Origin of the sequence: Komagataeibacter diospyri (assembly GCF_006538165.1) — a bacterium.
Lineage (GTDB): Bacteria > Pseudomonadota > Alphaproteobacteria > Acetobacterales > Acetobacteraceae > Komagataeibacter > Komagataeibacter diospyri.
Window position 1 is genome coordinate 181,816 of sequence record NZ_BDLU01000014.1, and the last position, 14,666, is coordinate 196,481.

10 protein-coding genes are annotated in these 14,666 nt (G+C 62.1%); 5 read left to right on the top strand and 5 right to left on the bottom strand.

Going from position 1 to position 14,666, the window contains the following annotated elements; genetic code table 11:
- Positions 1–8: 8 nt before the first annotated feature.
- From MSKU9_RS02845 to MSKU9_RS02865, 5 genes are all read right to left on the bottom strand, one after another.
- Positions 9–1,379, bottom strand: coding sequence for an amidohydrolase family protein (locus MSKU9_RS02845; RefSeq protein WP_141259825.1), 1,371 nt, complete (start codon positions 1,377–1,379; stop codon positions 9–11).
- Between the two features lie 390 nt (positions 1,380–1,769).
- Positions 1,770–2,345: a cupin domain-containing protein gene (locus tag MSKU9_RS02850; protein WP_141259826.1), complete on the bottom strand. Its 576-nt coding sequence runs from the start codon at positions 2,343–2,345 to the stop codon at positions 1,770–1,772.
- 39 nt (positions 2,346–2,384) lie between these two features.
- Complete coding sequence (locus MSKU9_RS02855) at positions 2,385–3,518, bottom strand: PQQ-dependent sugar dehydrogenase (protein WP_141259827.1); 1,134 nt, start codon at positions 3,516–3,518, stop codon at positions 2,385–2,387.
- 29 nt (positions 3,519–3,547) lie between these two features.
- The gene (locus MSKU9_RS02860; RefSeq protein WP_141259828.1) at positions 3,548–6,046 is read right to left on the bottom strand and encodes an HWE histidine kinase domain-containing protein; all 2,499 of its coding nucleotides are present in this window, start codon (positions 6,044–6,046) and stop codon (positions 3,548–3,550) included.
- Positions 6,043–6,249, bottom strand: a complete 207-nt coding sequence (locus MSKU9_RS02865; protein ID WP_141259829.1) for a hypothetical protein — start codon at positions 6,247–6,249, stop codon at positions 6,043–6,045. Before MSKU9_RS02865 ends, MSKU9_RS02860 begins: the two co-directional genes overlap by 4 nt.
- A 289-nt stretch (positions 6,250–6,538) precedes the next feature.
- On the opposite strand from MSKU9_RS02865, the gene MSKU9_RS02870 reads away from it, so the two are divergent.
- From MSKU9_RS02870 to MSKU9_RS02890, 5 genes are all read left to right on the top strand, one after another.
- On the top strand, positions 6,539–9,085 hold the full coding sequence (locus MSKU9_RS02870) for an EAL domain-containing protein (RefSeq protein WP_141259830.1): 2,547 nt from the start codon (positions 6,539–6,541) through the stop codon (positions 9,083–9,085).
- A 628-nt stretch (positions 9,086–9,713) separates the two neighbouring features.
- The gene (gene nagA, locus MSKU9_RS02875; RefSeq protein ID WP_141259831.1) at positions 9,714–10,820 is read left to right on the top strand and encodes an N-acetylglucosamine-6-phosphate deacetylase; all 1,107 of its coding nucleotides are present in this window, start codon (positions 9,714–9,716) and stop codon (positions 10,818–10,820) included.
- A gap of 357 nt (positions 10,821–11,177) precedes the next feature.
- Positions 11,178–12,506: an ATP-dependent DNA helicase gene (locus MSKU9_RS02880; RefSeq protein ID WP_141259832.1), complete on the top strand. Its 1,329-nt coding sequence runs from the start codon at positions 11,178–11,180 to the stop codon at positions 12,504–12,506.
- A gap of 150 nt (positions 12,507–12,656) precedes the next feature.
- Positions 12,657–12,899, top strand: a complete 243-nt coding sequence (locus MSKU9_RS02885; protein ID WP_141259833.1) for a hypothetical protein — start codon at positions 12,657–12,659, stop codon at positions 12,897–12,899.
- 1,134 nt (positions 12,900–14,033) lie between these two features.
- Positions 14,034–14,660, top strand: coding sequence for a Crp/Fnr family transcriptional regulator (locus MSKU9_RS02890; RefSeq protein ID WP_141259834.1), 627 nt, complete (start codon positions 14,034–14,036; stop codon positions 14,658–14,660).
- Positions 14,661–14,666: the final 6 nt, after the last annotated feature.

A 14,666-nucleotide genomic window follows, 5' to 3' on the forward strand; every position in this document is an offset into this window, starting at 1 on the left:
GCCGCTGTTTATTCCGGCCCAGGCACCTTCCGTCCCGCCACCCATACGGTATGTATGTTGGGCCTGCCGATATTGCACAGGATCTGCTGTACCACATCTTCCGCTGCGCTGTCCGGTTCGCCATGGGTGGGGGGCAGGATGTTGCTGCCGGGAGCGGCGCGGTCGATCAGGATGGCATCAAATGCCTGGCCGGTCGCGAACTGACCGGCTTCAATACCCAGTGCCGCGGTGCCGCCACGGGTGGCGAGCCACAGGGCATTGGTAAAGGTCAGGCGTGAACCGGGCGCGCCACGCGCTGCTGCAGGCCGGTCGGGATCGGTGCCGCTGTCCAGCATGCGGGCGGCTGTCACCGCCATGGCGGCATTGACCGCGACGGATGGGGAATACCCACCCGAAATATCCGTGCCCAGCCCGACATGTACGCCCGCCTGCCACGCTGCGCGCAAGGGCAGCACCGCGCCCGCGAAATAGGCGTTGGAAATGGGGCAATGGGCGATGGCCGCGCCGCGCGCGTGGACCAGCGCCATGTCATCCGCCGTCATGAAACACGAATGGGCCAGCACCGTGCTCCGGCGCAGCAGGCCAAAGCGTTCCAGTGCTACGGTATCGTTCACGCCGGTCCGCTGGCGGACATAGTCATGTTCCCAGTCACTTTCGGAACAGTGTGTCTGGATCAGGCAGCCTTCCGCCGCCGCCAGGTCGCCCAGTCCCCGTAACAGGCCGTCAGTGCAGGCGGGGATAAAGCGCGGCGTGACCATGGGGCGCACAAGCCTGCTTTCGTTGCCCGGCAGGGCCCGCACGGCATGGATGAAGCGGCGGGTTGCCGCCAGCGCCTGTTCCACGCTGGCATTGCGATAGGTGGGTGGGCACAGCGCCGGGTCATCCATCGCCACCAGCCCGACATGGGCACGCAGGCCGTGGCGCAGGCAGGTGCGCGCCAGCAGCAGGCTGCTTTCTTCATGAATGGTGGCGAAAAATACGGCAGTGGTGGTGCCGTTGGCCAGCAGGGTGCGGACCATTTCATCATAGACCGGGGCGGCAAAGGTGGGATCGGCAAAGCGGGCTTCCAGCGGGAAAGTCCGCTGTTCCAGCCATTCACGCAGCGGCAGGTCCAGCGCCCGACCCATCTGTGGCCATTGCGGAGCATGGACATGCAGGTCCGCAAATCCTGGCATGAGCAGTTGCGTGGACGAAAGTGTATGCACGACCATGCCATGACGGTCGGCATGGTCCAGAATCTGTGCCGCCATGGGGGTACTGGCTTCATGTCGGGCAATAATCATGCCATCCGCGCCGACATGCACCACGCTGTTCGCCATGGTGGCCCGGTCGATGGCAACCGGGTTGATGACATGACCGCGGATAACGAATTCATCCATGCTGCAGCAGGATCCCCATATTACGAAAACGAATTATTATTTCCGTAAAACCCCGCCCTGCACAGCCCAAAAATCACACCCGCCCGCCCATATGGGGCGGAAAGGGGCAGGTGTGCGGGCAAACTCGACAGCCACGGAAAAAATCATTGAAAATACAGGGGGAATGCGGATCTCCCAATTTTTTCCACAGGGTTATCTTTCTCCCTATCCCCGGAATCTGTGGATAAAGCGGGGCGGTTGCCCGAATGCCAGCAAACCCATATCCCTGAGAATAACCTGCTGATAAATGATAAAAATTTCTGGAAGCCTCTTTTTGAAAAAAAACGGCGTATTCCGAAGCTGTTTGGAAACAGTTTCACCAAAAAAACCAGGTGATTTCTTCAATCAGTGTCAATGATACCGGCAGGGCTGGTTGATGACCGGCTCATTAGCGGACTGGATAACCATTAGCGTCACTGGCCCTTTGCCGACATTGCCTGCGTCATGCCCCTTCTGGCCCCGGTACCGGCCGGTTTCCATGGGACGCACGCCCTGATCCTCGCCAAACAGGATATCGCCCGGCCCCATTTCCACCCGCGTGCCATCCATGGCGCGAACATACCACCGGCCCTGCAATGGCACGATCCACTGCGGCTTGGGGTCGGGGTGCCATGTACCGTTCCAGTGCGCGGGCTGCACCGTCACCATAACGGTCGCGACCTGCGGTTCCATCGGGTCCTGCCATTGCGGTCCTGCGGGCGGAGACATGCTTTTGAGGAAGAAGTCATGCACCGGGCAGGTGGTGATGTGGCTGATCCCCCTGTCATCGGTCCATAAATGTCGGTACGACCGCTGTGGTGGTCCGGGCTGCGTGGTATCAGGCAGGACGGCGGGTCGGGGGGATGCAGGGGGCACGGCGGCCATGACGGGTACAGTACCCAGCAGGGTGACAAGGGCGGTGGACAGTGCGGTGGCGCGCGGGAACATCGGGGGCCTCCGTAACAGTTGAAGAAAAAAGGGGCATGGTCAGTGCATGGGGGCGGCGTTCCCGTAGGTCAGGCGGTATATGGCGCCCGACAGGTCATCGCTGATCAGCATGCTGCCATCGGGCAGGGGCAGGACATCGGCCGGACGGCCCCATGCCCGCTGCCCCTGCCGGAAGCCGCTGACCAGTACGGTGGGCGGCTGTGGCCGGTTTTCCGCGTTAAAGCTGACACTGACCACCTGATAGCCCGATAGCTGGCTGCGGTTCCATGACCCGTGTTCGGCAATCATCAGGCTGCCGTGATAGGCTGCGGGAAATGCCATGCCTTCATAAAACCGTAGCCCAAGGGCCGCGACATGGGCACCCAGCAGCAGGGCGGGAGGGGTGAATTCGCTGCATGGATGCTGGCTGCCAAACTGCGGATCGGGCACGTTGCCCTGATGGCAGTAGGGATAGCCGAAGGACTGCCCCGATACGTCCACCCGGTTCAGTTCATCGGATGGCACGTCATCGCCCATGTTGTCGCGGCCGTTATCGGTAAACCACATGACCCCGGTGCCCGGTTGCCACGTGAAACCCACCGAGTTACGGATACCGTACGCAACGTCGTGGCGGTCCGTGCCATTGGCGTTCATGGAAATGATGCGCCCGAATTCGTGGCCCACGTCACATATGTTGCACGGCGCGCCAATGGGGACATACAGGCGGTTATCCGGCCCGAAGGCGATGAATTTCCACGAATGGTCTCCGGCGCGGTAGGGCAGGTCATCGGCCACGACCTCCGGCTTTGGCGGCGCATCCAGATGGTCCTCGATATCGCGCAGCACGACAATGCGCCGCATGTCGGACACATACAGGTCACCATCGTGGTAGGCCACGCCCACCGGCAGGTCCAGCCCGTGGGCGATGGTCTGCACCCGCACCGTACCCCCATCATCAACCCCGCTCAGGGCATAGACGTTGCCCGCCGCCATGCTGCCGACGAATATGGTGCCGCGTGCGCCACGTGCCATTTCACGCGCACTGGGCACATGGTCGGACACCACGCTGACATGAAATCCCGGTGGCACCTGCAACAGGTCCGTGCGCGGGGCCGCCATGGCAGCCATGGCCGGGACCAGCAGGGCCGCGACAGTGGCGGCGGTCCGCATGAAGGCTGCGGGGATACGGGGCATCGGGTTGCTCCCTGGTGCGGCGGGCATGGTCACGAGACAAGCTGGCGGATACGTTCGGCCAGCGCCGTGGCGGAATACGGCTTGCGCTCCACCGGGACATCACGCAGGTCGGGAGGGATCATGGTGCGGTCGGCATAGCCGGTGGCGAAAATGAAAGGCACGCCGCGCGCACGCAGCATATGCGCGATCTCGATCGAGTTTTCATCGCCAAGGTTGACATCCAGTATCGCGACATCGGGCACGCGGGTGCGGATGGCGGTCAGGGCTTCATATACCGATGCTACGGTGCGGACCTGCCCCAGATTGCTTTCCTCGATCGCCCATTCGGCTTCCATCGCAATCAGGAACTGGTCCTCAACCAGCAGGATATCGGCGTCGGTCACTTTCTTCTCCTTTCCCGGCGTGGGGGACGTGGCGGGGGTGGCCGCGTCCTGCGCCTGTACTGGCGGGGCGGGGTTTACGTGGCGGGCAGGCAGGTCCAGAACCACCTCCAGCCCGCCAGGGCTGTAGTTGACGTGCGCGCGTCCCCCCAGTTCATGCGGGAAGCCACGCTCGATCAGGACGGAGCCGAAGCCCCGGCGCGCGGGGGGCGCGATACCCGGTCCCCCGCTTTCGCGCCATGAAATACGCCACCCATCCGCCACCGCATCATGCGACCACGTAATATCCAGCCGCCCACCCGCATGGGCCAGCGCACCATATTTGACGGCGTTGGTGGCCAGTTCATGCACCACCAGCGCCAGAACCGACAGGGCGCGGCCCGTCAGCCAGACGGGCGGCCCGTCGCAGGTGATGAAACAACGTTCGCGATAGGGGGCAAGTTCCGCATCCAGCAGCGCGCGCAGCAGGCCGCCGCCCTCGCTGCGCACCGCCTGGTCATGTGCCAGCGCCAGCGCGCGGATGCGCCCGCGCAGCCGTTCGGCATGGCCTTCGACCGTGCCGCCGGGTTCCAGCGGCTGGCTGACCAGCGACTGCACCACCGACAGGATGTTCTTGACGCGGTGGTTCAGTTCCTCGTTCAGCATGCGCTGACGCAGATCGGCGGTGGCGCGTTCGTTCAGCTGCAGCTGGTGGTACGCGCCCATCACCTCGATCAGGGCGGAACGGACAAGGGTCGCCGCCTCCATGTCGTCACTCGACCATGGCAGGCATTCGCCCATGACCTGCTGGGTCCAGATGGCAAAGCTGGTGCGCGGGCCGAAATACCCGTCCTCGGCCTGCTTGCGGGGGCGGGCAGTGGGGTCCGCGCCCCATTTCAGGGTGCGGACCACCTCGCGCCGGAACACCAGCAGGTAGTCGCCCGGCTGCGAGGAAATCGGAACGACCATCACCCCTGCCGCCTGCGCCGCGTAATCCGCCGCCATGGGAATATGCGCCGCAAGCCGGGTGGTATGCCAGATCTGCGCGCCAGCATGCGTGCGGGCCAGCGCCAGCAGGTCGTCCATCGCTCCGGGCGGGGGATGCGCGCCATGCAGAGTCCATTGCCCCCCGACCCACAGCGCCGCCCCGTCGCACTGTACGAATGACAGCATGTCCGTCAGGTGCGACGTAAGGTAGGCGGGCATGTCCGCCACCGGGGCCGCCCCCTTCAGCAGCGTTTCGATCAGGGCATGCGTCTGCCGCGTCATGGCCAGGCGCTTGGTGCGCAGCAGGTTGGTGATCTGCAGCGAGAGGAATTCGCCAAACATGCGCGCCACGATACGATGGCTCATGTTCATCACGCGCGCGCTGTAATGGTGCCCTGCGATCATGCCCCACAGCCGCCCGTCCACCATGAGCGAGACGGACACGCACCCCGCCACCCCCATCGTGCGCAGGTAGTCGGCATGGCTGGTGGTGGCGGCCCGCAGGTGGGCGTGCGACAGGTCGGGGGGCGGCATGCCAGGGGGCGAGATGATGGGAATGGGGGTACCGTCCACGTCACCGATCACGCGGATCAGGTTGGTGCTGTACAGCCTGCGGGCGGGATCGGGAATGTCGCTGGCGGGAAAATGCTGTCCCAGGAAGCTTTCAAGGTTGGGGACGTGATATTCCGCCGCGACTTCGCCCGATCCGTCCTCGGCAAAGCGGTAGAGCATCACGCGGTCGTAATGCAGCACCCCGGCAAACAGCCGGACCACGGTGCGGAACAGGCGGTCGAAATCCGTGATTTCGCGTATCCGGTCGATCATGGTGCGCAGCAGCGACAGGTGCGCGCCATCCCCATCCGGGTCGGCGGAAGGTTCCCATTCCAGCAGGATATCCGACCCGGCGGTATGGATGGCAATGTCATAGCGCCTGCCATCCGGCGCTTCCTGCCCGAAGACAAGGGCGGGCCGGCGGTGGGCTTCCCCATGGGTGGCAAGGGCGTTGCGGATGCTGTGGGTGGCCTGCCGCCCCACGACATCGCGCAGCAGCAGGCCTCCTGTCAGCCCTTCGCGCCCGAGACAGCGCGGCGCATTGGCGGACCAGCGCACGATGCGTTCCAGCCGCGCGTCACATGCCAGCAGCCACCCGTGGGGCTGGATATGGTCGATGGCCATTTTCATGATGCCGCGCGCGCCCCGGGCAGGGGGACGGCATGCGACAGCCCGGAAATGCCGGTTGCCATCACCTCCGCCTGATCGGCCCGTGTCAGTGTCATGCCTGCTCCTGCCATGGCCGGGGCGGGTGCAGGCCGCACCGTGCCAGCCGGGGTTACGCCGCCCCGCATGGTCCCGGCGGGGGCGCATGATGGAAGGCAGGACAGCATACCCCCATGCCACGTGGCGCGACAGCTTACTTTTACACACCTCACTTTTATGTAAATTCGCGCGGCCATCACCTGTCCCGCCCATGGGCTGCCCTGCAACAGGGGTGAATACATGAATGCATAATACAATATTTTATATTTACTTCCATATACCTTTTCTTAACCCCTTCATGTGCATGAAACATCATGCTGGCTGTCGCTTATTGCAGTGCCCCGGACGGTTTCGGACCGGGGTCACATTTCAGCTTCATCCCCGTTCGTTTCCAGTCAGCAGGAGACCAGCAGCCCGATGCCCCGCGACATGATAGATGACATGCAGGTAACCGTCCTTCCTGCACTGGAACAGACCATCCTTGGTGTTGTCCTGATTGATGAAAACAACACCGTAACCTTTTTCAACCGTGCGGCGGAAAGGTTGTGGCACTGCGCGCGCCAGGACGTGATCGGGCGCAACGTCAACGTGCTGGTGCCGCGCAACATCCGTTCCACTCATGACGACCTGATCCGCCACAACCGCGAAACCGGGATCAACAAGATCGTCGGCACCAGCCGCGAGGTGCTGGTGGAACGGCTGGATGGCACCAGTTTCTGGGCCAACCTGTCGCTGTCGCGCATCGCGGTGGATGGCAAGATCGGCTATATGGCGCTGATCCGCGATATTTCACAGGAAGTGGACGACCGCGAAAAGATCCGCCTGCTGTCGCTGGTGGTGCGTGAAACCGACCGCGGAGTTGCCATCCTGGACCCGGAATTCCGCATCATCTATGTCAACCGCGCTTTCAGCGACATGTTCGGTTTTGGCCCCGAACGGGTGACGGGGCATGGCCTGTCTGTCATTCTGGCGGGGGATACGACGGATATCGGCATCCTGAACAAGCTGCATGAAGGCGCGCGCAACGCCCGTGGCTTCACACTGGAAATCCGCGCCCGTCACGCCAGCGGCCGCGACATATGGGTATCGGCGGCGATGAACCCCGTGTTCAGCGAAAGTGGCGAGATCGAGAACATTGTCGTTGTCCTGACCGACATTACCGAACAGCATTTTCTGGACAGCCTGCAGCGCGACACGCTGGAGGCGATATCAAGTGACCTGAGCCTGCATGAAGTCATGGACTTCATCTGCCGCCGCATCGAACACTACATTCCCGACGTCATGCCCGCCATCTACCTGGTGGAAAAGGACGAACACCTGAAATGCAAGGGCCGCGCCAGCCTGCCGCTGTCGCTGGTCAAGCTGTATGACACGCTGCCCATAGGCGACGGCGCCGCATGTTCAGGCATTGCCGCCGCCACCGGCAACGTGACCGAATGTAGCGACATCGCCCATGACCCGCGCTGGCAGCACCTGCGTGAACAGACGCTGCATAACGGCATCAAGACCGCGCGCGCCACCCCCATCATCCTGCGCAACAACCGGGTGGCGGGGGTGTTCACGTGCTATTCACGCACCGACATGCTGCCCGATGCGGCCTGCCAAAAGGCGGTGGCCACCAGTCTGCACCTGTGCACGCTGGCCATTGAACGGCACGAGGCGAAGGAACACATCAACCGCCTGTCGGATTTCGATCTGCTGACCAGCCTGCCCAACCGCCGCTGGCTACGTCAGAACATGGCCCGCATGCTGCGCCGCCACGTGCGCGGCAACCTGATGCTGCTGACCGTTGGGGTGGATAATTTCAAGCATATCAATGATGTGTTCGGCCATACGGCGGGCGATGAACTGATTGCCCATATCGCCAGCCAGCTGCGTGACGTGCTGACCATTGATGACACGCTGGTGCGCAGCGGGGGGGACCAGTTCACTATCGTCACCAATGGCGAACAGCAGCATGCCTCCACGCTGAGCGCCATGATCCTGCGCGTGCTGGGCCAGCCCACCCATATCGGCGCAGTACCGGTCAGTCTGTCCGCCAGTCTGGGTGTGGCCGTCCACCCCGAAAATGGCGAGGACGGGGACACCCTGCTGAAAAACGCCGAAACCGCCATGTTCCAGGCCAAGGCGAATGGCGGCGGGCATTGCTGCTTCTTCAGCCCGCGCATGAACCAGCAGGCCAGTGACCGGCTGATCCTGGCTGCGGCCCTGCGCGACGCCATTGCCCACGACCGGCTGCGCCTGTTCTACCAGCCGCAGGTCCATGCCCGTAGCGGCCAACTGTATGGGGTGGAGGCGCTGTCACGCTGGATCGACCCGTCACTGGGCTTCGTTTCCCCCGCGCGGTTCATTACCGTGGCGGAGGAAACCGGACAGATCGAGGCCATTGGCAAATGGTCCCTGCGCGCGGCCTGCATGCAGATGGCGCACTGGATGCGCGATGGGGTGGATGTGCCGGTGGTGTCGGTCAACCTGTCGCCGCTGCATTTCCGTGATGAAACGCTGCCCGAATTCGTGGACAAGCTGCTGAAGGAAACCGGTATTCCGCCCGAACGCCTGACGATCGAAATTACCGAAAGCACCATGATCGACAATTACGAACGCACCATCCGCGTGGCGCAGAAGCTGCGGGAAATGGGGGTTGGCATGTCGATGGATGATTTCGGTACCGGGTTCTCCAGCCTATCCAACCTTGCGGGCCTGCCGGTGAACGAGGTCAAGATCGACCGGAGCTTCATGACGGGTCTGGAAAGCATTGAGAAGGTCCGTGCCGTGGTCATGGCCGTGGTCCGCATTGGCCAAAGCCTTGGCATGACCGTGGTGGCCGAAGGCGTCGAGCACGAGGAACAGCGCCGTCTTCTAGCGGAAATGGATTGCGACGTGCTGCAGGGCTACATGTTCTCCAAGCCGCTGCCGGCGGAAGAACTTGCGGCATGGTTTTCCGCCTATCAGCCTGAATCCTGACGGTTTTCAGGGCGAAAAGAAATCGGATATCCCAGCCCTGACCCCATAGACTGTTTGAAAATCCTGCCTGGGGGATATCCTGCAGGTTGCAAAGACGTGTTTGGGGAAGCATTTTTCAGAACACTGCCTTTTCTGAAAAAAGGCGGCCCCCAACAATTTTCAGGTTATTTTTTAGAACATCTTTCAGGGCGATGACGCACAGGAATGGCTGCGCCCTGCCACCTTCGTGATCCGCAACCCGCCATGGCCGTGACCGGGCAGAGCGTCGGGCAGGGTAATGCTGATGCCGTGAATACTTCACGCATGTGCTGCCTCGCTCCCTTTCCCCACCAGACCTGCGACAGAATTATCCGTCGTCGCCCGTGCCGCCACCGGCGACAGGGCAGGGGACAGGCCAGTGCCCGGCAGAGGCATGGAAAACCGAAATCCGTGCCGGTCACATCATCCGCGCATTCGGTAATTTTTTTCCTGCATTGATATGCGGCCGGTCTGAATTTCCCGTTCGTTGTCAGTCCGTATCGTCGTGCCGGGATGGCTGCGATATATCCGACAGGTTATGGCATCCGCCGCGCCAACGCGGTAACACGCACATACAGCGTCAACTTATGCGAACAGGGAAAGCCGCACCGTGAACATTGATGGCCATATCGTCCTGCCAGACCGGGTCATGCCGGGTCGTGTCGTGTTCGATACCTCAATTACTGATGTGCGGCCCCTGTCGCACAATGTGCCCGACCGCTACATCCTGCCCGGTTTCATTGACGGCCATGTTCACGGTGGCGGTGGGGCCGACACCATGGATGGCCCGATGGCGATCCGGAACATGGCCATGTTCCATATGGCGCAGGGCACCACCACGCTGCTACCCACCACCATGACCGCCCCATGGTCGGACATCACCGAGACCCTGTATGCGGTAGCCGATATCCTGCGCAACGGTGCCTTTGGCGGTCCCAGCATTCCCGGCGCGCATCTGGAAGGGCCCTTCATCAATCCCCACCGGCGTGGCGCGCAACCCGCGCATACCCTGCCGCCCACGCCCGCGCGGGTCAGTGCAGTGATCCGGACCGGGGCGGTAAAGCTGGTGACGCTGGCGCCGGAAGTGGAACATGCCGATACCGCCATCCAGCAGTTCGTGCAGGCGGGCATACGGGTCAATATCGGCCATACGCAGGCCGATCATGAACAGGCCGAACGCGCCATCTGTCGCATATGCGGCGGCGGGGGCGTGGCTGGTGGCACGCATATGTTCAACGCCATGCCGCCGGTCATGGCGCGCGCGCCGGGGCCGGCCACGGCGCTGATGTGCAGCGAGGACGCCTATGCCGAGATGATTTTCGACACTCATCACGTTCATCCTGCCCTGTTCCGCCTTGCGCACCGGGTCATGGGGCGACGGCTGGTTTTTGTGACCGACGCAATGCGCGCCACCGGCATGGGTGATGGCCCCAGTTCGCTGGGGGGGCAGGATGTGATGGTGCTTGACGGCGTGGCGCGCCTGCAGGACGGGACGCTTGCGGGTAGCGTGCTGACACTGGATCAGGCCGTGCGTAACGCCATACAGGCCGGGGCGTCCCTGCCGCAGGCAGCGGCCCTGGTCAGCACGCATGCCGCCAACTGGCTGGGACTGCATGACCGTGGCGTCATCATGCATGGGCGTCGCGCGGACATGGTGGTGATGGGACCGGATCTGATGGTACAGGAAGTCTGGGTCGCGGGCCGCCGTAGCGCCTGATACAGATAAAAGTTTGTGGTGAAGCTTTTTTCAGAAAGCTTCGAAGAACGGGGCACCCAGAGACTTTTATTATTTTCTGTCAATCAATTATCGCCTGCCGATCCATGTCCATCACCGACATATGACCTTGAGTGACCGCACGACACGGACAGGAACGGCCTGATGCTGCATCTGGCACGGACTGCTACATGTGACAGCGGAAATGCGCAACGCCGACGGTTACGATCACGGGGCGCATTTCCGCTGGCCCGATGGGGTGGAGCGGCCTAATACTCATTCCCGCTGCATCAACGGATCAAGGATCACTTCAGGCCCGATGGCCCCCGATATCGCTTACCATTCCCTCAGGGCCGTCCCATGTCCCGGCTGGAACTGACAACGTGCCAGGAACGCGCGCTGGCGGAGATCCTGACCGCGCGCGAAACCTGCGCCACGCATCTGCTGACCGGTTATGCCGGGACGGGCAAGACCACGCTCATGCAGCGCGTTGCCCGTGCGTTGCGCAAACAGGGGGCAGAGGTTGTCTTTACCGCCGCAACCCACAAGGCCACTGCCGTGCTGAAGGCGCGCGTGGGCAACCTTGCCCCCTGCCGGACCATCCATAACGTCCTGTCGCTGCAGCCCGGCACGCAGGATGGCGGGCGTGAGGTGCTGCAGCGCGCCGATCGGCCCGAACCGATCACGGCCGATGTCATCATTATTGACGAATGTTCCATGGTGGGGTCGGAACTCATGCGCTGGGTGCGCGAACTGGTGCCCGACCGTTTCGTGCTGTTTGTGGGCGATCCCGCACAGCTGCCGCCAGTGGGGGAGGCGATCAGCCCGTCCTTCGCCATCCGCTCGGCCTCGCACCTGGAAACGGTGGTACGGCAGGCGGCGGGCAACCCGCTGGTCGCCGCTGCGACAACCATACGCGAAAGTCAGGGCGGCCCGCTGGACTGGTCATGGTGCCGCGCCAATCACCACGGGGGGGCCGGCCTCTTCCTGCCCCGTGAACCCGATACGTGGATGCAGCGTGCCTTCACATCCGATGGATTCCGCACCGACAGCGATGCGTTCCGATACCTGTGCTGGACCAATGCACGGGTGGAGGCGGTCAACCGCATGGTGCGCCGGTGGGTGTATGGGGGTGAGACACCAACCCCTTTTGTCGCGGGTGAACGCGTGATTGCCCGCGCGCCGGTCATGGATGTGGAGGGGCGGCGCGTTGTCGTCGCCACCAATGAGGAAGCGGAAGTCATTGACATCCGCCCCACCATCCTGCGCCATGCCTTTCCCGCCACGTCAAAGGTCGCGGGCTGGACCACGGAACTGCCGGTGCATGACGTGGTGCTGCGCACCCTGACGGGGGAGGAAGTGCCCGTGCCGATCCTGCGGCCCGGCGCGGACATGGCCGGTGTCGAACGCCGCCTGCGGCGCGAGGCGGCGGAAGAACGCGCGCGCTGGCAGCACCGTTTCGTATTCCGCCGCGGTATCGGGCGGCTGCAGGCGGTCTATGCCATGACCGTGCATACCGCACAGGGCAGCACGTTCGGGCGCGTGTTCGTGGATATAGGTGACATCACCCGCCGGGCCGCGACAAACGTGCTGGAAACGCAGCAACTGCTATATGTAGCGGCGACGCGCCCGTCCACCGCCCTGATCCTGACGGGTCTGCCTGGTCATCCACCCCCAGGAAAGGGCTGAGACCGGCCCATCCTCGTGCGCCGGAATATCTCGTGTCGAACGATTTTATGGATATTGATACGTCGGACAGATAGAAAATATTTCAAACTGTGTATTGATGCCGCGCGGTCGACGCTCAACATATGTTGATATCATAAGGAGTTATTCACCATGAGCGAACATCGTGTTCCCCATGCCGCCGGTTCCATCCATGATCTGGTACGCAAGGCCACCCATTCTCCCGCCATCATGACAAAGGCGGAAACCATCCGTCTGGCCGAACACGTCCTGAAGGGTGGCGAGCACGCCACGGAAGAAGAGCAGGCCATCGCCAGGCAGGCAGCACTGGATCCCGAAGGTGTCAATGCTGCTGAAATCGCGCTTCTGGGCAAGTGTGCAGCAGCGAAAAAATAAGTCGCCGGTTCTGACATGACGACAAAGGGGCGGGTACGCAGGGCGCGTGCCCGCTCCTTTGCGTTTCCGGGCCGCATCCGCATGTAACTGACCCGATGGATTGCATCACCCCATCGAACCGGTGCGCAAACATCATGCTCTTCCGGTTGTACCCCCGTGCAGGCATCCGCACCATTTAGCATCCGTATTGCGCAACCTGTTGAGACGACTCTCTCGGCACGATCCGTTTTTTTTGCCCATGACGGGAGGATTTACTACGATCCGATGGTCGCGAGATCGTGTGCGGCATAGGGCACCCTGACACGTGACCGTGATTTTGACCGACCGAAGGCAGTTTTTTTCATATGCCTGCAGCATATCGTACCAGAATATTCCAAAACAATTCATGACACTTTCATGAATTGTTAAATTATCCATGCGATATTCATGGCTCATGCTCACCGCGTGAAAGGCATACCGATCAGCATGCGCCAGGCCACCTGCAAGGTATTGGCTGGCGTAAGTAAAAATAGAAAATCGTGACCGCCTGTCCCGATACGGGGGGCACCATTATTTGACCAGACCGGCCTTTTACACTGACCACGCGGGTGTAGGCAGGCCGCCCGACCCCCATCCTTACCGGATAGGGACACCGGGCACCCAGATCGCACCGGGCGCATTGAACCCGGTTGCAACAGGCGAGGCAACCGTACTGGCACCGTACCCAGCGGGCAACATGCTCCTGCGGTGCAAGGGGAGACGAACTGCGCGATTCATTCCCGGACGGGGCGCGGAAAACCGGGGCAGGCATCCGATAGCCACCGGCCGGAAACGGTAATGTAACCGTAACCTGGCCTGGTTCATGGCGTGGACGGGATGGGGGACGTATCTAGCCCGTACCGCTCATGTCCGGCAGTGCAGGCTGGCGGCCCGGACCACACCATTGCAGGTGCGTTGTGACACAAGTCCGTGTAGCGGAATACTTACAGCGCAGGCTGCAGCAGTCATCCGACAGTTACACAAAAATATAAGGCGTACGGGAAAATAAACAATTCCGTTTGTTTATTCTGCATATATTTTACAAATTAACTTATGGCGAAAATATGTCTTTAATCAGAACTGTCGCAGTCCTGTCGGGAACAGAAAAAGATAAAAATGTCCTTAACGCAGCCTCATAATCCTTTAGCCGGAGCGGAACGCCATTATGCGGACCGGCAGGAATTCATGACGGAAAGTACGCCCGCCAGCATGCATTTCCATGTGGTGAGTGGCGGGGCGCGCCTGTTCAAGTCACTTCCTGACGGACGGCGGCAGATTATCGGTTTTGCCCATAAGGGGGATGTACTGCCCGCCTATCCCTGTAATCATTATGGCTACAGCGCCGAGGCCATGCGTACGCTGCGGGTGGTGTGCATGCCGGCACCCTACCTGCGGCACCTGCATGAAACGTCACCCGACGCATGCGCCGCATCACTGCATACCGCCCGCCAGCTACTGATCGGGCTGCATAACCGGCTGCTGATGCTGGGGCGGCAGACGGCGCGCGAACGGCTGGCCGCCTTCCTGATCGGGCAGGGGACCCGCATGGGACAGAATGAACTGTGGCCCGTCGACCCGGCCATTTCCCGCACCGACATAGCCGATTTCCTTGGTCTGACCACCGAAACTGTCAGCCGCCTGCTCAGCACGTTCCACCGGGAGAAGCTTATTTCCCGGCAGCGGCGCGCCATACACATCCTCGACCTAGACCGCCTGCGCGCGATCGTGGCCCATTCCGAATGACAGCGA